The 25,066-nt window shown below is 70.7% G+C and carries 21 protein-coding genes and 2 tRNA genes; 19 read left to right on the top strand and 4 right to left on the bottom strand.

Annotation, left to right across the window (positions count from 1 at the left end; translation table 11 throughout):
- Nucleotides 1-7 precede the first annotated feature (7 nt).
- From ACFZDA_RS06675 to ACFZDA_RS06645, 7 genes are all read left to right on the top strand, one after another.
- Nucleotides 8-1,666: a LytR C-terminal domain-containing protein gene (locus tag ACFZDA_RS06675; RefSeq protein WP_391075886.1), complete on the top strand. Its 1,659-nt coding sequence runs from the start codon at nucleotides 8-10 to the stop codon at nucleotides 1,664-1,666.
- Nucleotides 1,667-1,770: 104 nt separating this feature from the next.
- Nucleotides 1,771-2,217, top strand: a complete 447-nt coding sequence (gene rsfS, locus ACFZDA_RS06670; RefSeq protein ID WP_391075884.1) for a ribosome silencing factor — start codon at nucleotides 1,771-1,773, stop codon at nucleotides 2,215-2,217.
- Nucleotides 2,208-2,882 carry a histidine phosphatase family protein gene (locus tag ACFZDA_RS06665; RefSeq protein ID WP_391076783.1) on the top strand — a complete coding sequence of 225 codons (675 nt, stop codon included), beginning with the start codon at nucleotides 2,208-2,210 and terminating at the stop codon, nucleotides 2,880-2,882. Before rsfS ends, ACFZDA_RS06665 begins: the two co-directional genes overlap by 10 nt.
- A 75-nt stretch (nucleotides 2,883-2,957) precedes the next feature.
- Nucleotides 2,958-3,030, top strand: a tRNA-Ala gene (locus tag ACFZDA_RS06660).
- Between the two features lie 202 nt (nucleotides 3,031-3,232).
- Nucleotides 3,233-3,403, top strand: a complete 171-nt coding sequence (locus ACFZDA_RS06655) for a hypothetical protein (protein WP_391075880.1) — start codon at nucleotides 3,233-3,235, stop codon at nucleotides 3,401-3,403.
- Between the two features lie 3 nt (nucleotides 3,404-3,406).
- On the top strand, nucleotides 3,407-3,640 hold the full coding sequence (locus tag ACFZDA_RS06650; RefSeq protein ID WP_006136074.1) for a hypothetical protein: 234 nt from the start codon (nucleotides 3,407-3,409) through the stop codon (nucleotides 3,638-3,640).
- A gap of 127 nt (nucleotides 3,641-3,767) precedes the next feature.
- Nucleotides 3,768-3,840 (top strand) — tRNA-Ala (locus tag ACFZDA_RS06645).
- Between the two features lie 125 nt (nucleotides 3,841-3,965).
- Here ACFZDA_RS06645 and ACFZDA_RS06640 read toward each other — a convergent pair.
- On the bottom strand, nucleotides 3,966-5,582 hold the full coding sequence (locus ACFZDA_RS06640) for an NADH-ubiquinone oxidoreductase-F iron-sulfur binding region domain-containing protein (protein WP_391075877.1): 1,617 nt from the start codon (nucleotides 5,580-5,582) through the stop codon (nucleotides 3,966-3,968).
- Nucleotides 5,579-6,847, bottom strand: coding sequence for a cytochrome b/b6 domain-containing protein (locus ACFZDA_RS06635; protein ID WP_391075875.1), 1,269 nt, complete (start codon nucleotides 6,845-6,847; stop codon nucleotides 5,579-5,581). Before ACFZDA_RS06635 ends, ACFZDA_RS06640 begins: the two co-directional genes overlap by 4 nt.
- A gap of 467 nt (nucleotides 6,848-7,314) precedes the next feature.
- Between ACFZDA_RS06635 and leuS the strand changes: the two genes are divergently transcribed.
- From leuS to holA, 9 genes are all read left to right on the top strand, one after another.
- Nucleotides 7,315-10,194, top strand: a complete 2,880-nt coding sequence (gene leuS / locus ACFZDA_RS06630) for a leucine--tRNA ligase (protein ID WP_391075872.1) — start codon at nucleotides 7,315-7,317, stop codon at nucleotides 10,192-10,194.
- A gap of 147 nt (nucleotides 10,195-10,341) precedes the next feature.
- The gene (locus ACFZDA_RS06625; RefSeq protein WP_391075869.1) at nucleotides 10,342-11,133 is read left to right on the top strand and encodes a hypothetical protein; all 792 of its coding nucleotides are present in this window, start codon (nucleotides 10,342-10,344) and stop codon (nucleotides 11,131-11,133) included.
- Nucleotides 11,134-11,205: 72 nt separating this feature from the next.
- A complete protein-coding gene (locus tag ACFZDA_RS06620; RefSeq protein WP_391075866.1) occupies nucleotides 11,206-12,051 on the top strand; it encodes a DegV family protein in 846 nt (281 codons plus the stop codon).
- Between the two features lie 119 nt (nucleotides 12,052-12,170).
- Nucleotides 12,171-13,349, top strand: a complete 1,179-nt coding sequence (locus ACFZDA_RS06615; protein ID WP_391075863.1) for a helix-hairpin-helix domain-containing protein — start codon at nucleotides 12,171-12,173, stop codon at nucleotides 13,347-13,349.
- Nucleotides 13,346-16,009, top strand: coding sequence for a ComEC/Rec2 family competence protein (locus tag ACFZDA_RS06610; RefSeq protein ID WP_391075860.1), 2,664 nt, complete (start codon nucleotides 13,346-13,348; stop codon nucleotides 16,007-16,009). The genes ACFZDA_RS06615 and ACFZDA_RS06610 overlap by 4 nt, the downstream gene beginning before the upstream one ends.
- A gap of 4 nt (nucleotides 16,010-16,013) precedes the next feature.
- Nucleotides 16,014-16,853, top strand: a complete 840-nt coding sequence (locus ACFZDA_RS06605) for an arylamine N-acetyltransferase (protein WP_391075857.1) — start codon at nucleotides 16,014-16,016, stop codon at nucleotides 16,851-16,853.
- 221 nt (nucleotides 16,854-17,074) lie between these two features.
- Nucleotides 17,075-17,956, top strand: coding sequence for a YceI family protein (locus tag ACFZDA_RS06600; RefSeq protein WP_391075854.1), 882 nt, complete (start codon nucleotides 17,075-17,077; stop codon nucleotides 17,954-17,956).
- A 38-nt stretch (nucleotides 17,957-17,994) separates the two neighbouring features.
- A complete protein-coding gene (locus tag ACFZDA_RS06595; protein ID WP_086561908.1) occupies nucleotides 17,995-18,240 on the top strand; it encodes a hypothetical protein in 246 nt (81 codons plus the stop codon).
- Between the two features lie 93 nt (nucleotides 18,241-18,333).
- Nucleotides 18,334-19,323: a DNA polymerase III subunit delta gene (gene holA / locus ACFZDA_RS06590; protein ID WP_391075850.1), complete on the top strand. Its 990-nt coding sequence runs from the start codon at nucleotides 18,334-18,336 to the stop codon at nucleotides 19,321-19,323.
- Between the two features lie 11 nt (nucleotides 19,324-19,334).
- Here holA and ACFZDA_RS06585 read toward each other — a convergent pair whose 3' ends face one another.
- A complete protein-coding gene (locus tag ACFZDA_RS06585) occupies nucleotides 19,335-19,784 on the bottom strand; it encodes a VOC family protein (protein WP_391075847.1) in 450 nt (149 codons plus the stop codon).
- Nucleotides 19,785-19,870: 86 nt separating this feature from the next.
- Here ACFZDA_RS06585 and ACFZDA_RS06580 point away from each other — a divergent pair, with 86 nt between their 5' ends.
- Nucleotides 19,871-20,266 carry a nuclear transport factor 2 family protein gene (locus ACFZDA_RS06580; protein WP_391075845.1) on the top strand — a complete coding sequence of 132 codons (396 nt, stop codon included), beginning with the start codon at nucleotides 19,871-19,873 and terminating at the stop codon, nucleotides 20,264-20,266.
- A gap of 222 nt (nucleotides 20,267-20,488) precedes the next feature.
- Here ACFZDA_RS06580 and rpsT read toward each other — a convergent pair whose 3' ends face one another.
- On the bottom strand, nucleotides 20,489-20,755 hold the full coding sequence (rpsT, locus tag ACFZDA_RS06575) for a 30S ribosomal protein S20 (RefSeq protein ID WP_010042013.1): 267 nt from the start codon (nucleotides 20,753-20,755) through the stop codon (nucleotides 20,489-20,491).
- 245 nt (nucleotides 20,756-21,000) lie between these two features.
- On the opposite strand from rpsT, the gene lepA reads away from it, so the two are divergent.
- Together lepA and ACFZDA_RS06565 are read left to right on the top strand one after the other, a co-directional pair.
- The gene (lepA, locus tag ACFZDA_RS06570) at nucleotides 21,001-22,869 is read left to right on the top strand and encodes a translation elongation factor 4 (RefSeq protein WP_391075842.1); all 1,869 of its coding nucleotides are present in this window, start codon (nucleotides 21,001-21,003) and stop codon (nucleotides 22,867-22,869) included.
- Nucleotides 22,870-23,135: 266 nt separating this feature from the next.
- Entirely contained in the window at nucleotides 23,136-25,010 is a 1,875-nt protein-coding gene (locus ACFZDA_RS06565; RefSeq protein ID WP_391075840.1) for an AMP-binding protein, read from the top strand.
- Nucleotides 25,011-25,066 lie beyond the last annotated feature (56 nt).

Genomic DNA, 25,066 nt, shown 5'->3' with positions numbered 1-25,066 from the left:
GGCACCGGTGAACGACCGATACGACCCGGGGTACGGGGGCGACCAGTACGAGCTCGTCGGCTACGACGAGTACGGCCGGCCTGTCTACCGGCAGGTCCAGACCCAGCAGCAGACGTACGACCCGTACGCCCAGCAGCAACAGCAGGGCTACGGCTACGACCCGTACGCCCAGGCCGGGCAGCAGTCCCCGCCCGCGTACGACTACGGGGCTTACGACCCCTACGCCTCCGGGCAGCAGCAGGGCGGCACCGCCGCTCACGACCCCTATGGCCAGGCCGCGGCCGGCGCCGGTACGGCCCAGCAGCCCCGCGTCGCCGAACAGACCCCCCACATCCCCCAGCAGGCGGGCCCGGCCGACGCCGAGGACGTCCGAGGCGGACCCCAACGGGAATACCACACCGAGCAGTTCGCCTTCGTCGAGGAACCCGACGACAACTCCGAAGACGTCATCGACTGGCTGAAGTTCACCGAGAACCGCACCGAGCGCCGCGAGGAGGCCCGGCGCCGCGCCCGCAGCCGGATCGTCGCCCTGGTCGTCGTCCTCGCGCTCGCCGCGGTCGGCGGCGTCGGTTACCTCTGGTACGCGGGGAAGCTGCCCGGCCTGTCCTCCGACGACTCCGCGACGGGCACGGCGACGGCCGCGGGTGCCCAGAAGCGCGACGTGATCGTCGTCCACCTGCACGACACCAAGGGCGGCGGCACCGCCACGGCCCTGCTCGTCGACAACACCACCACCAAGCGGGGCACCACCGTCCTGCTGCCCAACTCCCTCGCCCTGAACAGCGACGACGGCACCACGACGACGCTCGCCAAGTCGGTCGAGGACGACGGCTCCGACGGCACCCGCGACGCGCTCGACACGGTCCTCGGCACCGACATCGAGGGCACCTGGCGCCTGGACACCCCCTATCTGCAGAACCTCGTCGACCTCGTCGGCAACATCGACGTGGACACCAACGCCGAGGTCCCCGACCCCGACGCCAAGAAGAAGGGCGAGGCCCCCCTGGTCAACAAGGGCAAGGCCCAGACCCTCAGCGGCAAGATGGCCGTCGCCTACGCCACCTACCGCGCCCCCGGCGAGGCCCAGAGCGCCCAGCTGGAACGCTTCGGGCAGGTCCTGCAAGGCGTCCTGCGCAAGCTGTCCTCCGACCCGCAGGCCGCGACGACCACCATCCAGACCCTGGCGCAGATCCTGGACCCCTCCCTGACCGACAAGGACCTCGGCTCCTTCCTCGCCGGGCTCTCCGACCTCGCCAAGGGCGGCGACTACCGGACGGACCTGCTGCCCGTCCAGGCCGACGGCACGCTCAGCGCCCAGGCCAGTGCGGGCGTGGTCAAGAACGTCCTCGGCGGCACCGCCAAGAGCCCCGACAAGGACGCCGCCGTCAGCGTCTCCGTCCAGAACGCCAGCGGTGTGAAGGACAACACGGAGAAGGCCCGTGTGGTGCTCCTCAACGGCGGCTTCACCTTCCTGGAGGGCGGCACCGCCGGCTCCGCGCAGGCCACGTCCAAGGTCACCTACGCCGACGCCGCGGACAAGGCCAAGGCGGCCGAGGTGGCCAAGACCCTGGGCCTGCCCGCGGGCTCCGTCACCAAGGGCAGGATCTCGGCGAGCGCCGACGTCGCCGTCATCCTGGGCCAGGACTACAAGCCGTCGTCGGACTAGCCGGCCGGCGTGTGCTCCCCACGTGGTCCGCGCCATCACGTGGGGCGCGCGCGGCGGTCCGTGAGACCCTTGGAGGCAAGTGACCGCCGACGGAAAGCCTTGTAGTGACCGTGACCGACCGCTCTCACGAGCTGATCAACACCGCCGCCCAGGCGGCCGCCGACAAGCTGGCCCACGACATCGTCGCCTACGACGTCAGTGACGTGCTGTCCATCACGGACGCCTTCCTGCTGGCCTCGGCGCCCAACGACCGCCAGGTCAAGTCGATCGTCGACGAGATCGAGGTGCGCCTCAACAAGGAGCTCGGCGCCAAGCCGGTGCGCCGCGAGGGCGACCGCGAGGCCCGCTGGGTGCTGCTCGACTACGTCGACATCGTCGTCCACGTCCAGCACAGCGAGGAGCGCGTCTTCTACGCCCTGGAGAGGCTGTGGAAGGACTGCCCCGAGCTGGACCTGCCCGAGGACGCCAAGGCCACCCGCGGCAAGGGCGAGGAGCACGCCAAGCTGCAAGCGGCAGAGGAGGCGGCGGAGCTGGACGGTGACTGGCGGTGACCTCCTTCAGTGAGGCGTCCGGCGGCAAGGGCCGGGGCCGCCGCGTCATCCTCTGGCGGCACGGCCAGACCGCGTGGAACGTGGAGCGCCGCTTCCAGGGCACCACGGACGTCGAGCTCACCGAGACCGGCGTCGCCCAGGCCCGGCGCGCGGCCCGGCTGCTGGTCGCCCTGAAGCCGGACGCGATCATCGCCTCCGACCTGAAGCGGGCCGCGAACACGGCCGCCGAACTCGCCGCGCTCACCGACCTCGACGTCACTCACGACGAGGCGCTGCGCGAGACCTACGCGGGCGCCTGGCAGGGACTGACGCACGAGGAGATCATCGCCCGGTACGGCGACGAGTACTCCGCGTGGAAGCGCGGCGAGCCGGTGCGCCGGGGCGGGGGCGAGCTGGAGACCGAGGTCGCCGACCGCGCCGCCCCCGTGGTGCTGCGGCACGCCGAGAAGCTCCCCCAGGACGGCACGCTCGTCGTGGTCAGTCACGGCGGCACCATCCGCACCACCATCGGCCGCCTCCTCGCCCTGGACTCCCACAACTGGGAGAGCCTCGGCGGGCTCTCCAACTGCTGCTGGTCCGTCCTCGGCGAAGGCGCCCGCGGCTGGCGCCTGCTGGAGCACAACGCCGGCACCCTGCCGGAACCGGTGCTCGGCGACGACGACTGACCCCCGGATTTCACTTTCCGGCTGGTCGCAGGCTAAAGTTCTTCTTGTTCGCCCCGCCAGGGGAGACGAACACGAGGGGCTATAGCTCAGTTGGTAGAGCGCCTGCATGGCATGCAGGAGGTCAGGAGTTCAATTCTCCTTAGCTCCACGCTTCAAGATCCCGTTCCCGTCAGGGGGCGGGATTTTTCATGCTCCCCCTTGAGTCACTGGGGCACCCTGAGGCGTATACCTCTACGGCCCCGCCGGGTTGCCGTGTCCGGACTGGTACTGAGGCGTCGCTGACCGTATTGGTCCGGTCGTGGCAGAATCAAACGGCCGGAAGGGGGCGCGGCCCGACGGGAGGAGTAGCGATGCCTGCGAGCATCCAGGAGGTCGACCACCTCCTCGGAGCAGCATGGACACGGGATATGTCGACCCGCCTCAGCTGCCCTTCCTGCGGATCCGCGCACGTGGCCCAGATGCTCGGCGACAACGGCGGGATCTCCTACGTGTGCACGGCCTGCGGCCACAGCTGGAGCTGATCGATGGGTGCACACAGGCGGAAATGCGACTGGTGTGGCAGCGGGACTCCGATCGTCCGCGACATGGAGCCGATCAATCCCGACTACCAGTACTGGTGCGAGGAGTGCGCGCGGGCGCTGATCATAAAGGGCGACCCGATCGAGACGTACCGTGAGCTGGAGGGCGAGCCGATCTACGGCCGGCTTCTGGAGGAGCACTGCACGCTCAAGCGGTTCTATTCGTTCGTCACGGCATAGCCTCGCAGGGTCGGTGTAAACCCGACATAGCGGGCATCTCCGTGCGAGGCGAAATCGATTTGGTGTTGAGCCCGGAGGACCAGTAATGTTGGCGTCGCCGCCGGGGAAACCCGGAGGGGCGCAGCAAGGGGCTATAGCTCAGTTGGTAGAGCGCCTGCATGGCATGCAGGAGGTCAGGAGTTCAATTCTCCTTAGCTCCACAGCAGATGAGAAGGCGGGCCATCCGATCGGATGGCCCGCCTTCGTCGTGTGCGCTGTCCGTGCGCGGTGTCCGTGTACGCCTACGGCGGGCTCCCCTGGGGGAAGCCCGCCGTATGACGTCTGCTCAGCGGCCGAGTGCGCGGCGGCCGCGGCCCTGGGACAGGACCGGGAGGTTTCGGGACGGCGCGCCGCCCTGAGCGCGCGTGTCCTCCTCGATCCGCAGGGCCAGTGCCGGACAGCGGCGTACCGCGCGCAGGGCCTTGGCCTCGGCGTACCGCGGCACCTGCGCCTGCGCCACGGTGGGGAAGCCGTCGGCGCCGAGCTGGAACACCTCGGGGAGGATGTCCGCGCACAGGCCGTGGCCCCGGCACAGCGTCCAGTCGACGTAGATCTTCTGGCGGCTGGGGCCGTTCTCCTCGGACTCGGCGCCGCCGGGGATGCCCGTAGGGGCCCTGCCCCCCTCGAAGAGCGGCAGTACGCCCTCCACGGGCCGTCCGCAGCCGTTCCCGAGGACATGGGCGGCCAGGTCGTCCGTGAACGCCTTGATGGTCGACTCCAGGAACATCGCGGAGCCGTCCGGGTGCGAGCACGCGCCGCGCCGTTTCACGTTCTTGGCGACCTGCTTGAGCGCCTCCAGGGCCGCCGGTCCGCCGCCGTTGAGGATGTCCTCCATGCCGCGCGCGGCGGCCGGCAGGCCGAGGTAGCAGGGGCCGCACTGGCCCGCGCTCTCCTCCGCCAGCCACTGGGCGACGCGCAGTGACTCGCCCAGCGGGCAGGTCTCCTGAGTGATCGGCAGGATCGCGCCGGCGCCGAGCGCACCGCCCACGGCGTCCAGGGAGTTGCGCGAGACGATCGCCTCGTTGACGGTGGCGGCGTCGATCCACTTGCCGTGGTAGCCGCCGGTGAGCACGCCCTGGGGTACCGGCGGGGCGCCGGCGAGCTGGAGTACGTACCGCAGCGGCACGCCCGTCGGGACCTCGATCACCATGGGGCGGGCGACCGCGCCGGAGACCGTGAGCATGACCGTGCCCGGCTCGTCGTACAGGCCGGTGTTGCCGTAGCGCTCCGGGCCGATGCGGGCGGCGATGGCCAGTTGGGCGAAGGTCTCGGCGTTCGACAGCAGTGTGGGCGCGCCGCCGACGCCGTTCTGTGAGGCGCTGACCTTGCGGCCCGGCGGGATGGCCGGGCCGCCGTCGATGGAGCGGATCAGCGACGCGGCGGCGCCGGTGACCATGCGGACCGGGTTGCGCTGCACCCGTGCGCGCAGAGCGGATCTGCGGCCGTTGCTGAGGCCGCGTTCGGCGAGCGCGGCCTCCATGGAGCGCTGTGTGGACTCACGGGTGACCCCCACCACGAGCGTGCGGGCACCCAGCGCCTCGGCGCACAGCAGTGCGCCGTCCAGGATCAGATGGGGAGCACGGTTGATGAGCACCGTGTCCTTGCGGCAGGCCGGTTCGTCCTCGCTGCCGTTCACGACGACGACCGGCCGGACGCCACGCTTGATCGCCGCCTCGGCGACCGAGCGCAGCTTCTTGTGGAAGGGGAAGCCCGCGCCGCCGCGGCCCTTGAGGTTGATGCGTTCGGCGAGTTGCGCGAGCTGCTCGCCGCCCATCGGCTCCAGCGGCCCGTGCACCTTCAGGTGCATGGGCAGATCGAGCCGATCGACAAGGTCGAAGCCGGACGTGAGCTGGGGAAGACCGACGACGCGGACTTCGGGTACGTCAGGCAAAGCCTCGTTCACTTAAAGCCTCCGGAAGGCGTGTTCCAAGGTTCGCCCGATCCCGGTGCGTCGAAGTCGTAGGACGCACCGGGCAGTGTTTCAGTGGCGGGACCGCTGTTGTACGTGTCGTTCGGGTAGTACGTGTCGTAGACGGCGTTCGTCTCACCCGTGTCGTACACGTCACTCGATCCATAGCCGGCGGCGCCTGGATTGCCATAGGCCGGAATGTTTTGTCCGGTGTCCTGGAGGGGGTCGTAGGGCGGGATGTTGAAGCCCGTGTCCTGGAGCGGGTCGTAGGACGACGGCGGGGCCTCGCCGACTGGCGGCGGGGACGGGATCGGCCAGTTGCCCGAGGTGCTGGAGGGGCCGTCCACGGTCGGGATGGCCTGGGTGGGTTGCATGTCCAGCGGCAGTTCCGTGCGGTCGGTCGGCCCCGGCGCGGCGAACGCCTGCCGGCCCGGGGGCGGGCTGGAGACGGCCCGGTAGGCCGCGGCGAAGCCGTTCGTGGAGTCCTGTGGCGCGGCGCGCTCCGCCGTCTCGTACCGCAGCCCCGACGGGGAGGCCGCGGCCCCCACGGGCACGTCCCGGCTCTCGTAGCCGGGCAGCGCGGAGCCGCTGCCCGCCCGGGCCCGGCTCTCCTCCAGGTCCCTGCGTCCCAGGCCCTCCCCGGGGCCGATGAACTGGGCGAACTTGTCGGCGACCTTGCGCTTGACCGGGCGCGGAGCGGCGCGCAGGAGGAGGGCTCCGGCCACGCCGGCCAGGGACAGGCAGTACAGGATGACGAAGATCGGCTTGGCCGAGCGACCCGCGTAGAGGCCGTGCACCAAGGCGGCGCACCAGGCCGGATAGGCCAGCATGTGCATGGCCCGCCAGCGGGCCGCGACGGGCGCCGGGGACGCGAAGCGGTTGCGCAGCGCGCCCGTGACGCCCACGAAGATCATGAGCATGCTGGCCAGGGTGCCGAGGCCGACGAGGAACGACCGGCCCATGAGCTCGTCGTTGTCGCTGGCGATGAGCCCGAAGGGGATGAACACCGCGACCCACGTGGTGTGGGCGAGCGCCAGCTTGACCCCGATGTGCACCAGCAGGAAGACGATCGAGGCGACCGCCGTGACCCGGTGCACGGCCTGCGCCAGGATGCGCCTGCGCGTGTCCAGCAGGATCCGGTCCTGGGCGACCAGCCCCCAGATCACCGAGCAGGAAAGGCACACGAGGGACAGCACGCCGGCGCCGAAGTTGAGGAAGTCGGCGAACGAGTCGTCCACGGTGGAGTCGTAATTCGTCACGGCCGGCCTCCCCGCGTCCCGGTGACCGGGCGTAGCGAGGTGTTACTGCGATGAGGGTTCATGGGGGCAACTCCGAGCGGTTCGGGAAAGCGGTCCCGCTGCCGCACTCTAAGCGGCGCCATACCGATGGGTACGAGGTTTGAGTTATTGCGTTGTTATCAAAGGACAATGTGGCTGTTGTGATGTCCCTTAGTGACTGTTACGCGAAGTAACTTTTGACCTTTGTTCAGCCTTCTGGGCGCCGAGACGGCCCCTCGGAAGCGCGTCGCGACGCGCTGGGGGGCTGCGGTACCCTAACGCCATGCGTGCCGTACGCCTTCTGCTTAGCGGGCCGCGCTGATCAGTCCCGGCCACCGGACGAGTCGAGTGGCCGGCATCGGCGCGGCGTCCCCTCCTGTGCGAGGGGATTTTTCGTTTCTCGAACGACACAGCCGCAGGCAGAGACGATCGATGGAGCTTTGAGGATCATGAGCGAGACGAACCCCGCTGCCGCCTCCGAGGTGGCAGCGCCGCACCGCTACACGGCCGCGACGGCTGCCGAGATCGAAGCACGCTGGCAGGACTTCTGGGACGCCGACGGCACCTACGGCGCACCCAACCCCAAGGGCGACCTGGCGGGCGACCCGCAGACCGCCGCCAAGCCCAAGAAGTTCATCATGGACATGTTCCCGTACCCCTCGGGTGCGGGCCTGCACGTCGGCCACCCGCTGGGCTACATCGCCACGGACGTCTTCGCCCGCTTCCAGCGCATGACCGGCCACAACGTCCTGCACACCCTGGGCTTCGACGCCTTCGGCCTGCCCGCCGAGCAGTACGCGGTGCAGACCGGCACGCACCCGCGCGCGTCCACCGAAGCCAACATGGAGAACATGAAGTCCCAGCTGCGCCGGCTGGGCCTGGGCCACGACAAGCGCCGGTCGTTCGCCACGATCGACCCCGAGTACTACAAGTGGACCCAGTGGATCTTCCTGCAGATCTTCAACTCCTGGTACGACGACGAGGCGAGGAAGGCCCGCCCGATCTCGGAGCTGATCGACCAGTTCGAGTCGGGTGAGCGGACCGTACCCGGCCACACGCGCGCGTGGAGCGAGCTGAGCGCCGCCGAGAAGGCCGACGTCCTGGGCGACTTCCGGCTGGCCTACGCCTCGGACGCGCCGGTCAACTGGTGCCCCGGGCTGGGCACCGTGCTGGCCAACGAGGAGGTCACCGCCGACGGCCGGTCCGAGCGCGGCAACTTCCCGGTCTTCAAGGCCAAGCTGCGCCAGTGGAACATGCGCATCACGGCCTACGCCGACCGCCTGCTGGAGGACCTGGAGGAGCTGGACTGGCCCGAGGCCATCAAGCTGCAGCAGCGCAACTGGATCGGCCGCTCCGAGGGCGCCCGCGTCGACTTCCCCATCGACGGCGAGCGCATCACCGTCTTCACCACCCGCCCGGACACCCTGTTCGGCGCCACCTACATGGTGCTGGCGCCCGAGCACCCGCTGGTCGAGAAGTTCACCCCGGCCGCCTGGCCCGAGGGCACCCACGAGGTGTGGACCGGCGGCCACGCGACCCCGGGGGAGGCCGTCGCTTCCTACCGCGCGCAGGCCGCGTCCAAGTCCGACGTGGAGCGGCAGGCCGAGGCCAAGGACAAGACCGGCGTCTTCATCGGCGCGTACGCGACCAACCCGGTCAACGGCGAGCAGGTCCCGGTCTTCATCGCCGACTACGTGCTGATGGGCTACGGCACCGGCGCGATCATGGCCGTCCCGGCCGGAGACCAGCGCGACTTCGAGTTCGCGCGCGCCTTCGAGCTGCCGATCACCTGCATCGTCGAGCCGACCGACGGCCGCGGCACGGACACCGCCGCGTGGGAGAACGCCTTCTCCTCCTACGAAGCCAAGATCATCAACTCGTCGAACGACGAGGTCAGCCTGGACGGCCTGGGCGTCGCCGAGGCCAAGGCGCGCATCACCGAATGGCTGGAAAGCAAGGGCATCGGCGAGGGCACCGTCAACTTCCGGCTGCGTGACTGGCTGTTCAGCCGTCAGCGCTACTGGGGCGAGCCCTTCCCGATCGTCTACGACGAGGACGGCATCGCCCACGCGCTGCCCGAGTCGATGCTGCCCCTGGAGCTGCCCGAGGTCGAGGACTACTCGCCGCGCACCTTCGACCCGGACGACGCCGACACCCAGCCCGAGACGCCGCTGTCCCGCAACGAGGACTGGGTCAACGTCACGCTGGACCTGGGCGACGGCCGTGGTCCGCGCAGGTTCCGCCGCGAGACCAACACCATGCCCAACTGGGCCGGTTCCTGCTGGTACGAGCTGCGCTACCTGGACCCGCACAACAGCGAGCAGCTGGTCGACCCCGAGATCGAGCGGTACTGGATGGGCCCGCGCGAGGGCATGCCGCACGGCGGTGTCGACCTGTACGTCGGCGGCGCCGAGCACGCCGTGCTGCACCTGCTGTACGCCCGCTTCTGGTCCAAGGTGCTGTACGACCTGGGGCACGTCTCCTCCGCCGAGCCGTTCCACAAGCTGTTCAACCAGGGCATGATCCAGGCCTACGTCTACCGCGACAGCCGTGGCATCGCGGTGCCGGCCGCCGAGGTGGAGGAGCGCGACGGCGCCTACTACTACCAGGGCGAGAAGGTCTCCCGGCTGCTGGGCAAGATGGGCAAGTCCCTGAAGAACGCGGTCACTCCGGACGAGATCTGCGACGAGTACGGCGCCGACACGCTGCGGCTGTACGAGATGGCGATGGGCCCGCTGGACGTCTCCCGGCCCTGGGACACGCGCGCGGTGGTGGGCCAGTTCCGGCTGCTGCAGCGGCTGTGGCGCAACATCGTCGACGAGACGACCGGCGAAGTGACCGTCGTCGACGCCGAGCCGGACGAGGAGACGCTGCGCGCCCTGCACAAGGCGATCGACGGCGTGCGCGGGGACCTGGAGGGCATGCGGTTCAACACCGCCATCGCCAAGGTCACCGAGCTGAACAACCACCTGACCAAGGCGGGCGGGCCGGTGTCGCGGTCCGTCGCCGAGCCGCTGGTGCTGATGGTCGCGCCGCTGGCCCCGCACATCGCCGAGGAGCTGTGGCGCAAGCTGGGGCACGAGGACTCGGTGGTCCACCAGGACTTCCCGGTGGCCGACCCGGCGTACGTCGTCGACGAGACCGTGACCTGCGTCGTGCAGATCAAGGGCAAGGTCAAGGCGCGGCTGGAGGTGTCGCCGTCGATCGCCGAGGACGAGCTGGAGAAGGTCGCCCTGGCCGATGAGAAGGTCGTCGCCGCGCTGGGCGGGGCCGGGATCCGGAAGGTGATCGTGCGGGCACCGAAGCTGGTGAACATCGTCCCGGCGTAGGCGCGGGGCCGGCAGGGCTCCATCGGGGTCCATCAGGGTGGTCCCCTACGGGCAGGTTCGGGGTTTTTCTGGAACTCCGGGCCTGCCTGTTGCGTTTACCGTTGAAGAGCGGCGTGAGATGTGCCGAGACGCCCTGAGGAGGAGCCGGTGGAAGCAGTGATCGCAGTACTCGCCCTGCTCTTCGTGCTCTTTGCCGGGCTGGGGGCGTACGCCACGGTGAAGATGGTCGGCGCCGCCAAGCGCGGCGTGGACCGCGGCCTCACCCAGGCCCGCCGCACGGTCGAGGACCACACCCTGCGCGCCAAGTCCTTCGCCCAGCCGGGCGCCGCGGGAGAGCTCGCCCAACTCCGGCTGAAACTGCGTACGTCGATGCGCGCCACTCAGGAAGCGCTGCACACGGCCGTCGCCGAGGACGCGTCCCTGAAGGAGTCCCTCGGCCTCTTCGAACGGCTCAGTGCGCACGGCCACGAGCTGGACGACGAGCTGAAACGCCTGGAGTCCGAGCCCGACCGCGCCGCGCTCACCGAGCGACTTCCCGAGCTGCGCGAGCGCGCCGAACGCATCACCCATTCCGCGGACTCGCTGCGCTGGGCCGCCCGCGACCGCGCCCGCCGCTTCGCGGACGACGACCTGGACTCGCTCAGCGCCCAGATCGACCTGGAGTCGGGGGCGCTGCGGCACTGGACGACGGAGCCGGAGTCCCGGCTCACCGCCTCGCCGAAGCCGAAGCCGAAGCCGAAGCCGAAGCCGGAGCCGGAGCAGGCCGCAAGGCCGTGGCCCGAGGCGCCCGCCGCCGATGCCCCCTCGGCCGGACAGACCGGGCCGCAGACCCCGCGGTCGAGCCCGGCGCACGAGCCGGCACGGCCCGCCATCAGCTCCTCGGGACCGCGCCCGGCCTACCCTTGGCAGAAGAAGCCCCGCCCCGAGAGCACCACTTGATCCGGCCACTCGTGTCACAGCGCACGGGGGCCGGGCTGCCCCACGGGCACTACGGCAGGTAACCTCCAGCTCATGTCCCGCCATGTCGCGATCGTCACCGATTCAACGGCCTACCTGCCGGCCCGGACGATGGAGCGCCACGGCATCACAGCGGTACCTCTGACCGTCGTCCTCGGCGACCGGGCGCTGGAGGAGGGCACCGAGATCTCGACCCGCGCCCTCGCCCAGGCTTTGCAGAAGCGGCGCCCGGTGACGACCTCGCGGCCCAGCCCCGCCCTCTTCGAGGAGACCTACCGCAAGGTCGCCGAGTCCGGCGCCACCGGCATCGTCTCCCTCCATCTCTCCGCCGAACTCTCCGGTACGTACGACGCGGCTGTCGTCGCCGCGCGGCAGGCTCCGGTGCCGGTGCGGGTGGTGGACACCGGCATGATCGCGATGGCGCTCGGCTTCTGCGCGCTCTCCGCGGCGCGGACCGCGGAGTCGGGCGGCACGATGGACGAGGCCGTCACGGCCGCGGAGAAGCGGGCCGCGGGCACGTCCGCCTACTTCTACGTCGACACCCTCGACTACCTGCGCCGCGGCGGCCGTATCGGTGCCGCGCAGGCCCTGCTGGGATCGGCGCTCGCGGTGAAGCCGCTGCTGCAGCTGGCCGACGGCCGTATCGAACCGCTGGAGAAGGTGCGGACAGCGTCGAAGGCGATCGCCCGCCTGGAGGAGATCGCGGCCGAGCGTGCGGGCAGCGCCCAGGTCGACGTCGCCGTCCATCATCTCGCCGCCCCGGACCGGGCGTCGGCCCTCACCGACCGGCTGCGGGCACGGCTGCCCGGGCTTGCCGATCTGCACGTCAGCGAGGTCGGGGCGGTGATCGGGGCGCACACGGGGCCCGGGTTGCTGGGGGTCGTGGTTTCGCCGCAGTGAACGGTCACGGCGGGCTCTGATCACCCGTGTGGGTGGCCGGGTTATCCACAAGTCGGCCGTGGTCCCCGGGAATTGACCAAGATCATCGCGGGTGTGCCGGGATGGCCGATCCTCGTCGCATGGCACTTGGATCACGTTCACGCACAGCGACTGCGACCAGCGGGCCGGGCCGTGGACCGGCGTCCGACGGCCGCGTCCGTCACCGCCGTCACCGGCCCGCCCCACGCGGCCGGGCCCGGCATCGGCACGCCTCGGCAAAGGAGCTCCGCCGGCGTGCGGAGGTGCTGTTCGGCGAGCATGCCGGACGGGGCGGGGAGCGGCGGGGGCTGGGGCATGGCCCGCCCGCACTCGAGGAGAGGGTTTCCGCGGGGCGGGGCGGGCGCAGGTCCGGTCAGCCGGAGTCCGGTCCGCAGTCCGCTCAGTCCGCTCAGTCCTCTCAGCCCGCTCCGGAGTTCGGTCCGCAGGCCGCTGTCCCGGTCGGGGGCGACGATGGGACGGGTGCCGGGACCGTCGGCGGGGACGGTCGTGCGGAGGAAGGGACCTGGCGGGAGCGGGCCGGGCTCGCTGTGCGGGAGCGCATGCCTGTGTGGTTGCAGGCGAGGTGTGGCCTGGAGTCGCGGAGCGTGCTCGCGCTGACGGTCGTGCTCGTCGTCGCAGCGGCGTTCGCCGTGCAGCACTTCTGGGCGGGCCGGACCCAGTCCGTGCGGCCGCCCGAAGTGGTGCGAGCGGCGGCACCCTACGAGGAGCGGGGAGAGAGTGGACAGGCCGAGCCCTCGCGAGGAGCGGGTACGCCCGTGGGGGCGGCGGCGAAGGCGACCGGCGGCGCGGGCGCGGCAGGGTCGGCCGAGATCGTCGTGGACGTCGGCGGGAAGGTCCGTGAACCCGGGATCCACCGGCTGCCGGCCGGCTCGCGTGTCGCGGACGCGCTGCGCGCGGCGGGCGGGGTGAAGCCGGGCACGAAGACCGACGGTCTCAACCGCGCCCGGTTCCTCGTGGACGGAGAGCAGGTGATCGTCGGGGGACCGGCTCCGGCTGCGGGGACCGGGGCCGGCGGTACGGCTGCCGGAGGCACGGGCGGTGTGCCGGCGGGCGGTGTGACGCCTGGGGCTCCCGTCTCGCTCACCACGGCCACCGTCGACCAGCTCGACACCCTGCCGGGGGTCGGCCCGGTGCTGGCGCAGCACATCATCGACTACCGCACGCAGCACGGCGGGTTCCGATCCGTGGACGAGCTGCGCGAGGTGAACGGCATCGGCGACCGCCGCTTCGCCGACCTGCGGAATCTCGTCCAGCCATGAGGAGCTCCCGTGACGTGCCGACGGGACGGGACCAGGCGGCACCGGATGCCGGGTCGGCGCTTCCCCTCCAGCCGGCCTCGCCCGCCCGTTCGTCCGTGCACGCCTCCTCCGGGAAGCGGCTGGGCAGCTCCCGTCCGCGGCAGGAGGGACCGACGGACCTGCGGCTCGTCCCACCCGCCCTCGCGGCCTGGGGCACGGCGGCGCTGGTGCTGGACATGTCGCCGGGGTGGGTCCTGGGTATCGCAGCCGGCTGCCTGGCAGCCGCCGGCCTGCTGCCGCTCGCCCGGCGGGCGGGGTGGGCCGCCTGGCCGCGAGCGTCGGCCGCGGCCGTGCTGCTGTGCGTGGCCGCGGCTGCCGCCTCGGCCGGGCTGCATGGAGCGGATCTGCGCCGGGGACCTGTCCCTGGGCTGGCGCGGGAGTACGCGACGGTGACCGCCGAGGTGGAGCTGACCTCCGATCCCCGGTTCACCCGGCCGAAGGTCCGGGGCGATCACGTCGCTCCGGCCGCCCTCCTGATCGAGGCCGAGGTGCGGCGCGTCCAGGAGGCGGGCGGCGCGACCGTGGGGACACGCACACCGGTGCTGATGATCGTCGACTTGGGGCCGGCCGGCCGGTCGGCACCCGCGACCGGGATTGCCGACGGCGGGCGCTCTGCCGCCGGTGGGCCGATGCGGTCACCGTGGACGGGACTGCTGCCGTCGACGCGGCTGCGGGTCAGTGCCCGGCTGGCGCCCGCGATGACGGGCGGTGACCGGGTCGCGGCCGTGCTGCGGGTGCGGGGCCGGGCCGAACCGGAGGTGGTCGGGGAACCCTCGGCCGCTCAGCGGCTCGCCGGGCGGTTGCGGGCGGGGCTGCGGGAGGCGACCGACGGGCTGTCGGCGGATGCCCGGGCGTTGTTGCCGGGGCTGGTCGTGGGGGACACCTCGCGGATCACCCCGGAGCTGGAGGAGGCCTTCAAGGAGACCGACCTCACGCACACCCTGGCCGTGTCCGGTGCCAACTTCACGATCCTGCTCGCCCTGCTGCTCGGGCCGCCGGGACTGGCCCAGCACGCCGAGCGGCGAGGGCTCGCGCCTCGCCTCGGTGTCTCCCTGCGGGCCACCGGCGTGCTCGGGGGCGTGCTCTCCCTCGGGTTCGTCGTCGTGTGCAGACCGGATCCGAGTGTGCTGCGGGCCGCGGCCTGCGGAGCCGTCGCGCTGCTCGCCCTCGCGACCGGCCGCCGCAGGTCACTCGTCCCGGCGCTGGCGACGGCGGTCCTGCTGCTGGTGCTGTACGACCCGTGGCTGGCGCGCAGTTACGGGTTCCTGCTCTCCGTCGCGGCCACCGGCGCCCTGCTCACGCTCGCGCCGCGCTGGAGCGCCGGGCTGCGGCGGCGTGGGGTGCCGCCGCGACTCGCCGAGGCGCTGGCCGCCGCTGCCGCCGCGCAGTTCCTGTGCGCGCCCGTCGTCGCCGTGCTGTCGGCGCGGGTGAGCCTGGTGGCGGTGCCGTGCAATCTGATCGCGGAGTTCGCGATCGCTCCGGCCACGGTGCTGGGCTTCGCCGCACTGGCCACGGCACCGATGGCGATGCCCCTGGCCAAGGCCCTGGCGTGGAGCGCGCAGTGGCCCGCCGAGTGGATCGCACAGGTCGCCCGTACCGGGGCCGCGCTGCCGGGAGCGGGAGTGGACTGGCCGGGCAGTTGGGCGGGGGCGGCGCTGCTCGCGGCCGTGACGCTGGTCGTGCTGCTTCTGGGGCGGCGGCTGCTCGGGCATCCCTGGTGGTGCGGGGTCTGCGGCCTGCTGCTCGTCCTGGTGATGGTGCGGCCACCGCCGCTGACCCGCGTGATCACGGGCTGGCCGCCGCCCGGCTGGCGACTGGTGATGTGCGACGTGGGGCAGGGCGACGCCATGGTGCTCGCCGCGGGCGAGGGCACCGGTGTGGTGGTGGACGCGGGACCCGATCCACAGCTCGTCGACCACTGCCTGCGCTCCCTCGGCATCACGAGGATTCCGCTGGTCGTGCTCACCCACTTCCACGCCGATCACGTGGCGGGCCTGCCCGGTGTCCTGCGTGGACGGGCGGTGGGCGCGATCGAGACGACCGGCTTCGAAGAGCCCGCGGACCAGGCCGCGTTCGTCAGGAGGCAGGCGGCGGCCCGGCGGATTCCCGTCACGCGGGCCGCCGCGGGGGAGCAGCGCCGCGCGGGGGAGTTGTCCTGGCAGGTGGTGTGGCCACCTTCGAGTCCGCCCCCGGGCCCGCCGCCGGCCCCACAGCCACAGGTGCTCCAGGCGCACCCGGCGCACCCGGCTCCGGAGGGGCCGAACGACGCCAGTGTCGCCATGCTGGTCCGGTCGGCCGGGCTGCGCCTGCTGCTCCTCGGGGACCTCGAACCCCCGGCTCAGCGGGCGCTGGCGAGATCACCGGCGGCCGAGGCGCTGGAGAACGTGGACGTGCTGAAGGTCGCCCATCACGGTTCGGCGTACCAGGACCCGGGTCTGACAGGCCGGGTGGCCCCGCGGCTGGCGCTGATCAGTTGCGGCGCCGACAACAGCTACGGGCATCCGGCGCCCGGGACGGTCGCGGCGTTGCGCGCCGGGGGTGCGGTGGTGCTGCGGACGGACCGGGACGGCGCACTGGCGGTCGTGGGAGGGGGCGGGGAGCTGAGGGTAGCGCGAGACTGAGGGCATGAACTCAGCACAGGTTGACGCCTATCTCCGCCGTCTGGGAGTCGAGCACCCGGCATGGCCAACCGTCTACGTGCTCCGCGAACTGCATCTGCGCCACCTGAGGGCCGTGCCGTTCGAGAACCTGTCGATCCATCTCGGCGAGGAGATCTCGCTGGAGGAGAAGCGGCTGCTGGACAAGGTGGTGGGTGCCCGGCGGGGCGGGTTCTGCTACGAACTCAACGGCGCCTTCGGGACGTTGCTCGCCGCGCTGGGGTACGACGTGGCGCTGCTCGCGGGGCGGGTGTACGGGGACGAGGAGCGGCTCGGGATCCCGTACGACCATCTCGCGCTGCGGGTGCGGACGGTGGACGGGGGTGACTGGCTGGCCGACGTCGGGTTCGGGGCACACAGCCACCTGCCGCTGGCGTTCGGGGAGAGGGGGGAACAGGAGGATCCCGGGGGCACGTTCCGGATCGTCGAGGCGCGGCCGGACGCGGCCGGGGTGCGCGGTGGGCACGACACGGTGGAGGCGGCGGACCTGGACGTGATCCGTGACGGCAGACCGCAGTACCGCCTGGAGGTACGGCCGCGGGTGCTCGGGGACTTCGTGGCCGGGGCGTGGTGGCACAGTACGTCGCCGGTGTCGCACTTCACGCGGTCGCTGGTCTGCTCGCGGGTCACCGAGGACGGCGGGAGGATCACGCTCAGCGGCCGCAGGTTCACGGTGACCGGAGGCGACGGCAGCCGTCGGGTGCGGGAACTGGGGACGGACGAGGAGGTGCTCGGGGTGTACCGGGAGCGGTTCGGGATCGAGCTCGGCTCGGTGCCGACGGTCCGGGGCACCGGCCAGGACGGCTGATCCGGGCCGGAGGGGCCGGTCCGGGAGCGGCGGGACCAGAAGGGGCAGAGGGGCCAGACACCCCACTTGGCCCACATGGTGCTACTCGTGCGTAGTCCCAGCACAAGTGCTGGATTCCCGTGATGTGGTCCCGTGTTGCCTCGAAAGCCTCATCGGTGGTCGAATGCCTCCTCGGTGATGAGTGATCAAACCGCTGACTTCGAGTCGGACGAGGTGTCCAGATGATCGGCCGCTGGCTGGGAAGCAGAACCAACCGGGTGCAACGGACGAGCCCCCTGGCGGCGGTGCCGACGCCGCCGAGCGCCGGCGTGCTGGCCTGCCGCGTGCTCGACCCCGTCAACGAGCCGGTGCGGCATGCCGAGTTCGCGGTCACCGACGCCATGGGGCGTCCGGTGGTCAGCGGCGGAGCGGATCCCTTCGGGTCGTTCATGACGACGGTGCCCGCCGGGGAGTACCGGCTCGCGGTGTCGGCGGAGGGGTACACGCCGTACCGGGCGACCACGCAGGTCGCCGAGAACTCGCTCGCCTCGCTCGGTGACGTGACGCTCCAGGTGGCCCGGCCGCCGGAGCTGCCCGAGCCCGGCGACTGGGAGATCGAGTCGGCGCACTCCTCGATCGGGTTCACCGCGCGGCACATCGGCATGGCCCGCATCCACGGACAGTTCAAGTCCTTCGCGGGCGTCATACGGATCGCCGAGCCGCTGGAGCGGTCCGCGATGCACGTGGTGATCGACGCGGCGTCCATCGACACCAACATGAGGATGCGCGACGACCATCTGCGGTCGGCGGACTTCCTGGACGTCGCGAGGTTCCCGACCCTGGAGTTCTACAGCGATCGGTTCGTGCACAAGGGCGGGAACCGGTGGGCGGTGACGGGGGCGCTGTCGCTGCACGGCGTGACGCGCACGGTCACGCTGGACACGGAGTACCTGGGGCTGGGCAACGGCATGGAGGGCGAGGTCCGGGCGGCCTGCCGGGCCACGACCGAACTGCACCGGGACGACTTCACGGTGAGCTGGCAGACGATGCTGGCCCGCGGCATCGCGGTGGTGGGACCGAGCATCAAGGTCGACCTCGACGTGCAGGTCGTCCGCAAGGCCTGAGCGGCCGGGTCGTGAGCCGGTGTCGGACAATGGCCCGCGTGAGTGATGTGCGACATGTGCTGGTGCTGCCCGACAGGGACGCGGCGGAAGAGGTGGTGCAGGCGCTCGCCGAGCGCTTCGGCGTCGTCGAGGAGCCGCAGCTGGTGCGGGACGCGCTGGCCGGTGAGGACGACGCCGAGGACGCGCAGTGGCTGGTCGTCCTGAGGGACGAGGAAGAGCGGCTGGATCCCGGGGAGCTGGACCGGTTCGCCGGTGAGTGGGAGGGCTGGCGGGAGGAACCGTAGGCCTGGTCAAGAACCGCAGGTCTGGTCAAGAACCGTAGGCCTGGATGAGAACCGCAGGCCTGGTTGTCAGTGCCGCGTGCGATGCTTGTCGCGATGGCCAGGAAGACTGCGAATGACGACCCTCTCGCCCCCGTGACGCTCGCCGTGGGCCAGGAGGAGCTGCTGCTCGACCGTGCCGTGCAGGAGGTGGTGGCCGCCGCGAAGGCCTCAGACGCCGACACGGACGTACGGGACCTGACCCCGGACCAGTTGCAGCCCGGCACGCTCGCCGAGCTGACGAGCCCGTCGCTGTTCGCCGAGCGCAAGGTCGTCGTCGTACGCAACGCGCAGGACCTGTCGGCCGACACGATCAAGGACGTGAAGGCCTACCTCGGGGCGCCGGCCGAGGAGATCACGCTGGTGCTGCTGCACGCCGGCGGGGCCAAGGGGAAGGGGCTGCTCGACGCGGCGCGCAAGGCGGGGGCGCGCGAGGTGGCCTGCCCGAAGATGACGAAGCCGGCGGACCGGCTGGCGTTCGTGCGGCAGGAGTTCCGTGCGGTGGGCAGGTCCGCCACGCCGGAGGCGTGCCAGGCGCTCGTCGACGCGATCGGGAGTGATCTGCGGGAGCTGGCGTCGGCGGTCTCGCAACTGGTCGCGGACGTCGAGGGGACGATCGACGAGGCGATCGTCGGGCGGTACTACACGGGCCGGGCCGAGGCGTCGAGCTTCACGGTCGCCGACCGGGCGGTCGAGGGGCGCGCGGCGGAGGCGCTGGAGGCGTTGCGCTGGTCGCTGTCGACCGGGGTGGCGCCGGTGCTGATCACGAGCGCGCTGGCGCAGGGCGTCCGGGCGATCGGGAAGCTGTCGTCGGCGCGTGGCGGGCGGCCGGCCGATCTCGCGCGGGAGCTGGGCATGCCGCCGTGGAAGATCGACCGGGTGCGCCAGCAGATGCGGGGCTGGACCCCGGACGGCGTGGCCGTGGCGCTGCGGGCGGTGGCCGAGGCGGACGCGGGCGTGAAGGGCGGCGGGGACGATCCCGAGTACGCCCTGGAGAAGGCGGTGGTCACGATCGCGCGGGCGGCCCGCTCCCGGGGCCGGGGCTGAGACCACGGGACTCAAGTCAGGGGCTGACCGATCCCCAGCAGGTTCCCCTCGCTGTCGTGGAACCAGGCGCCGCGCTCGCCCCGGGCGCCTTTGCTCGGGTAGTTCCCCTCGATCTCGGCGATTGCGCCCACCGTGCGGAAGCCGGGCACGTCGACCTCCTCGAAGACCACGCCGCGCCGTTTGAGCTCCGCCACGGCGGCCTCGATGTCGCCGACCTCCAGCGCCATCTGGGTGAAGGTGCCGGGCGAGGTCCCCGTCGAGCGGAACAGCACGAACTCCGCGCCGCCGCAGCGGTACAGCAGCCCGCCGGGCCGTTCGTCGACCGGCTCCAGGCCGAGCTTCTCGGCGTAGAAGCGCCGCGCCCGGTCCAGGTCCTGGGCGGGAAGTCTGGTCGCCACACGGGCCCCGGCCAGCACGCCCTTGTCGTCCGCCCTGCCGTCCGCCCTGTCGTCCGCGTCCATGTCTCCACTGTGCCGCGAGAGGCGCCCGGAGGGAGAATCGGGAGTGTCAGCCGTACTCGCCAAGCGACGGAGAGGTGGCGAAGGCCATGGCTGAGCACCCGCACGCAGCGCTGGTCCGCAAGGGATTCGAGGCCTTCTCGCGCGGTGACATGGACACCTTGCGCGGGCTGATCGCCGGGGACGCCACGCACCACGTGCCAGGAGATCACCCGCTGTCCGGCGACTTCAAAGGCGTGGACTCGATCATCGAGATGTACGAGCGGCTCGGCATGGAGACCAACGGGACGGCGCGTGCCGACCTGATCGGCGTCTGTGTCGACGGCCGCGGCCACGCGGTCGGCATGACCCGCTTCTCGGCCGAACGGGGCGGCAAGCGCCTGGACGACACCGGCTGCATCATCTTCCGGATCGTCGGGGACAAGGTCACCGACCTCGACCAGTGCGCCGAGGACATCGACAAGAACAACGAGTTCTGGTCCTGAACGGCAGGGTTCGGTACGGCAGGGTCCTGAACAGGCAGGGTCCCGAACATGCCGAAGGCCGGGTGCCCTCCCATGGGGAACAGGAGGAGCATCCGGCCTCTGGTTCAAGCTGGTGGATCCGCGCCCGCGTGGCGAACGCAGGCCGCGCGCGGACCCGAGGGGTGCCGGACGGGAGCGGATGAGAGAGGGCCCGCTCGATTCCCTCCGGCGTCACATCAGACGTCAGCCCTTGAGCGCGGCGACCTTCTGAGCCAGCGCCGACTTCTTGTTGGCAGCCTGGTTCTTGTGGATGACGCCCTTCGAGACGGCCTTGTCGAGCTGACGCGCGGCAGCGCGCTGGTACTCGGTGGCCTTCTCGACGTCACCCGCGGCAGCAGCCTCACGGGCCTTGCGGATCGCGGTCTTCAGGGAGGACTTGACGGCCTTGTTGCGCAGCCGCGCCTTCTCGTTGGTCTTGATCCGCTTGATCTGGGACTTGATGTTCGCCACGAATGAGCCTTCTCAGGTTCTGGCACGGGGCCGCACGAGTACCGCACGGTCCTGTACCGGGTGATTTCTTGAAGGAGTGCCTCCTGCGAGAGGGCATGAGGCACAGCCCCCCACGGTACCAGCGGGCTCATCCATGGCCCAAACCCGTCCATGGTCCCCACCCGTGGGACGATGGAGGCTACGTATCGATCCGATCCGACCCGAGACCGCAGACACTGCGGACGCCTCAAGAATCAGGACCCTGCGTGCCCGCGATCCCTAGCCATGTGCCCGAGCCGAGCCGTACCGACCCGGCTCTGATCCGCAATTTCTGCATCATCGCGCACATCGACCACGGCAAGTCCACGCTCGCCGACCGGATGCTCCAGCTGACCGGAGTGGTCGAGCAGCGGCAGATGCGTGCTCAGTACCTCGACCGCATGGACATCGAGCGTGAGCGCGGCATCACGATCAAGTCCCAGGCGGTGCGACTTCCGTGGGCCCCGACCCACGACAAGAGCAAGACGCACATCCTGAACATGATCGACACCCCGGGGCACGTCGACTTCACCTACGAGGTCTCGCGATCACTCGCCGCCTGCGAGGGCACCATCCTCCTGGTCGACGCCGCCCAGGGCATCGAGGCGCAGACCCTCGCCAACCTCTACCTGGCGATGGAGAACGACCTCACGATCATCCCCGTGCTGAACAAGATCGACCTGCCGGCCGCGCAGCCCGAGAAGTTCGCCGAGGAGCTCGCCCACCTCATCGGGTGCGAGCCCGACGACGTGCTCAAGGTCTCCGCCAAGACCGGGCTCGGTGTCGAGGCGCTGCTGGACAAGGTCGTCGAACAGGTCCCGGCCCCGGTCGGCGTGAAGGACGCCCCCGCGCGTGCCATGATCTTCGACTCCGTCTACGACTCCTACCGGGGCGTGGTGACGTACGTCCGTGTCATCGACGGGCAGCTCAACAAGCGTGAGCGCATCAAGATGATGTCCACCGGTGCCACGCACGAGCTGCTGGAGATCGGCACCAACTCGCCGGAGATGCTGGCGTCCGACGGTCTCGGCGTCGGCGAGGTGGGCTATCTCATCACCGGCGTGAAGGACGTCCGCCAGTCCAAGGTCGGTGACACGGTCACCAGTCAGTCCAAGGGTGCCGTGGAGCCGCTGGGCGGCTACAAGGACCCCAAGCCCATGGTCTTCTCCGGCCTCTACCCCCTGGACGGCTCGGACTACCCGGAGCTGCGCGAGGCCCTCGACAAGCTCCAGCTCAACGACGCCGCGCTGGTCTACGAGCCGGAGACCTCCGCCGCCCTCGGCTTCGGCTTCCGCGTCGGTTTCCTCGGCCTGCTGCACCTGGACGTGATCCGGGAGCGGCTGGAGCGCGAGTTCGGGCTCGACCTGATCGCGACCGCCCCGAACGTGGTGTACCGCGTCGTCATGGAGGACGGCACCGAGCACACGGTCACCAACCCGAGCGAGTTCCCCGAGGGCAAGATCTCGGAGGTCTACGAGCCGGTCGTACGGGCCACCATCCTGGCGCCCAGCGAGTTCATCGGCTCGATCATGGAGCTGTGCCAGACCCGGCGCGGCACCCTGCTCGGCATGGACTACCTCTCCGAGGAGCGGGTCGAGGTCCGCTACACCCTGCCCCTCGCCGAGATCGTCTTCGACTTCTTCGACCAGCTGAAGTCCAAGACCCGCGGCTACGCCTCGCTCGACTACGAGCCCACCGGGGAGCAGACGTCCAGCCTGGTCAAGGTCGACATCCTGCTGCACGGCGACAAGGTCGACGCGTTCTCGGCGATCACCCACCGGGACCAGGCGTACGCCTATGGCGTGCGGCTCGTCGCGAAGCTCAAGGAGCTCATCCCGCGGCAGGCCTTCGAGGTGCCGGTCCAAGCCGCCATCGGCTCCAGGGTCATCGCCCGCGAGACCATCCGCGCCATCCGCAAGGACGTCCTCGCCAAGTGCTACGGCGGTGACATCTCCCGTAAGCGCAAGCTGCTGGAGAAGCAGAAGGAGGGCAAGAAGCGGATGAAGATGGTGGGTTCCGTGGAAGTTCCGCAGGAGGCGTTCATCGCCGTCCTGTCGAGCGATGACAGCGCGGGGTCGGGCAAGGGCAAGAAGTAATCACTGATTACCGTGGGTTACACCGCAAACCGGGTAGAACAGGGGCCCGTCGTGCGAAAGTGCGGCGGGCCCCTGTGCGTTCGCGGGGTAGCTCTCTGTAGGAAGTGACAGGCCGCGGACCCTTACGCAGGGGCCGGTCGGCCTTTACTCTGATCCCTGCTCGATAGTTACTCGTGAGTTAAACAACGGCTCGCGAACAGCAGCTCGTGAGTGAGAACCCAGCCGCACCTGAGCCAGCCGCGCCGTCGCGGGCCCCGGAGGATGTCGTGAGCGACACACAGACACTGATCGAGAACCGTCCGCCGTCCGTGGCGGGCCTCTTCCTGGACCGCGTGGCCGCCACGCCGGACGCCGAGGCCTACCGCTATCCGGTGCCCGCGTCCTCGGGGCAGGGGCCGGACGACTGGAAGTCGCTGAGCTGGGCGCAGGCCGCCGAGCGGGTCTACGCCATCGCGGCCGGGCTCATCGAGCTCGGCGTGCAGTCCGAGCAGCGCGTCGCCCTCGCGTCCAGCACCCGCATCGAGTGGATCCTCGCCGACCTCGGCATCATGTGCGCCGGCGCCGCCACGACCACGGTCTACCCGCAGACCAACTCCGAGGAGTCGGCGTACATCCTGTCGGACTCCGAGAGCCGGGTGCTGATCGCGGAGAACGTCGAGCAGCTGGCCAAGGCGCAGGAGAAGCGCGCCGAGCTGCCCGACCTCACCCACGTCGTGGTCGTCGACCCGGCCGGGGTCGAGACCGCCGACTGGATCCTCACCCTGGACGAGCTGGAGAAGCGCGGCGCGGCCCGGCTGGAGAAGGACCCCGACCTGATCAAGGAGCGGGTCGGCGCGATCACCAAGGACCAGCTGGCCACCCTCATCTACACCTCCGGCACCACCGGCCGCCCCAAGGGCGTGCGCCTGCCGCACGACAACTGGTCGTACATGGCGAAGGCGATCGCCGCGACCGGGCTGATCAGCGGCGAGGACGTGCAGTACCTGTGGCTGCCCCTCGCGCACGTCTTCGGCAAGGTCCTCACCTCCGGCCAGATCGAGGTCGGGCACGTCACCGCGGTGGACGGCCGCGTCGACAAGATCATCGAGAATCTGCCGGTGGTGCAGCCGACGTACATGGCGGCCGTGCCCCGCATCTTCGAGAAGGTCTACAACGGTGTCGCCGCGAAGGCCCGGGCGGGCGGCGGCGCCAAGTACAAGATCTTCCAGTGGGCCGCCGAGGTCGCCCGCGAGTACGCCAAGGTCGCGCAGGACAACTTCCGGCGTACCGGGACCATGTCCGTGCCGTTCGGTCTTGGCGCCAAGCACAAGGTCGCCGACGCGCTGGTGTTCGCCAAGATCCGCGAGGCCTTCGGCGGCAACCTGCGGGCCTGCGTCTCGGGCTCGGCGGCGCTGGCACCCGAGATCGGGTACTTCTTCTCCGGCGCCGGCATCCACATCCTGGAGGGCTACGGCCTGACCGAGTCCTCGGCGGCGTCGTTCGTGAACCCGGGCGAGGCCTACCGCACCGGCACGGTCGGCAAGCCGTTGCCCGGCACGGAGGTGCGCATCGCCGACGACGGGGAGATCCTGCTGCGCGGCCCGGGCATCATGGAGGGCTACCACAAGCTGCCCGAGAAGACCGCCGAGGTGCTGGAGGCGGACGGCTGGTTCCACACCGGGGACATCGGGGAGCTGTCGCCCGACGGGTATCTGCGGATCACCGACCGCAAGAAGGACCTCATCAAGACGTCGGGCGGCAAGTACATCGCGCCGGCCGAGGTCGAGGGGCAGTTCAAGGCGGTGTGCCCGTACGTGTCCAACATCCTCGTGCACGGGGCCGACCGGAACTTCTGCACGGCGCTCATCGCGCTCGACGAGGTCGCGATCACCCAGTGGGCCGAGGAGAACGGGCTGGAGGGGAAGTCGTACGAGGAGATCGTTTCCTCGCCGGTCACGGTGGAGATGGTCGACGGGTATGTGAAGCAGCTCAACGAGGGGCTTCAGCGGTGGCAGACGATCAAGAAGTTCCGCCTTCTGCCGCGTGACCTTGACGTCGAGCATGGTGAGATCACGCCGAGTCTGAAGCTGAAGAGGCCCGTTGTGGAGCGGGAGTACAAGCATCTGATCGAGGAGATGTACGAGGGGTCTCGCGAGGCGTAGGGGGCGGTGCGGGAGCGCGGGCGACTGGGGGTTGTCCGTGGTTGCTCGCGCAGTTC

The sequence above is a fragment of the Streptomyces sp. NPDC007991 genome (genome assembly GCF_042958445.1).
Lineage (GTDB): Bacteria > Actinomycetota > Actinomycetes > Streptomycetales > Streptomycetaceae > Streptomyces.
Note: the sequence above shows the minus strand (reverse complement) of the source record. Positions and strands in the feature narration are given on the sequence as shown.

Coding starts and splice junctions, on each gene's coding strand:
- ACFZDA_RS06655 (WP_391075880.1), top strand. CDS start 3,233: ATGCCTGCGAGCATCCAGGAGGTCGACCACCTCCTCGGAGCAGCATGG.
- ACFZDA_RS06650 (WP_006136074.1), top strand. CDS start 3,407: ATGGGTGCACACAGGCGGAAATGCGACTGGTGTGGCAGCGGGACTCCG.
- leuS (WP_391075872.1), top strand. CDS start 7,315: ATGAGCGAGACGAACCCCGCTGCCGCCTCCGAGGTGGCAGCGCCGCAC.
- ACFZDA_RS06620 (WP_391075866.1), top strand. CDS start 11,206: ATGTCCCGCCATGTCGCGATCGTCACCGATTCAACGGCCTACCTGCCG.
- ACFZDA_RS06615 (WP_391075863.1), top strand. CDS start 12,171: ATGGCACTTGGATCACGTTCACGCACAGCGACTGCGACCAGCGGGCCG.
- ACFZDA_RS06610 (WP_391075860.1), top strand. CDS start 13,346: ATGAGGAGCTCCCGTGACGTGCCGACGGGACGGGACCAGGCGGCACCG.
- ACFZDA_RS06605 (WP_391075857.1), top strand. CDS start 16,014: ATGAACTCAGCACAGGTTGACGCCTATCTCCGCCGTCTGGGAGTCGAG.
- ACFZDA_RS06600 (WP_391075854.1), top strand. CDS start 17,075: ATGATCGGCCGCTGGCTGGGAAGCAGAACCAACCGGGTGCAACGGACG.
- holA (WP_391075850.1), top strand. CDS start 18,334: ATGGCCAGGAAGACTGCGAATGACGACCCTCTCGCCCCCGTGACGCTC.
- ACFZDA_RS06585 (WP_391075847.1), bottom strand. CDS start 19,784: ATGGACGCGGACGACAGGGCGGACGGCAGGGCGGACGACAAGGGCGTG.
- ACFZDA_RS06580 (WP_391075845.1), top strand. CDS start 19,871: ATGGCTGAGCACCCGCACGCAGCGCTGGTCCGCAAGGGATTCGAGGCC.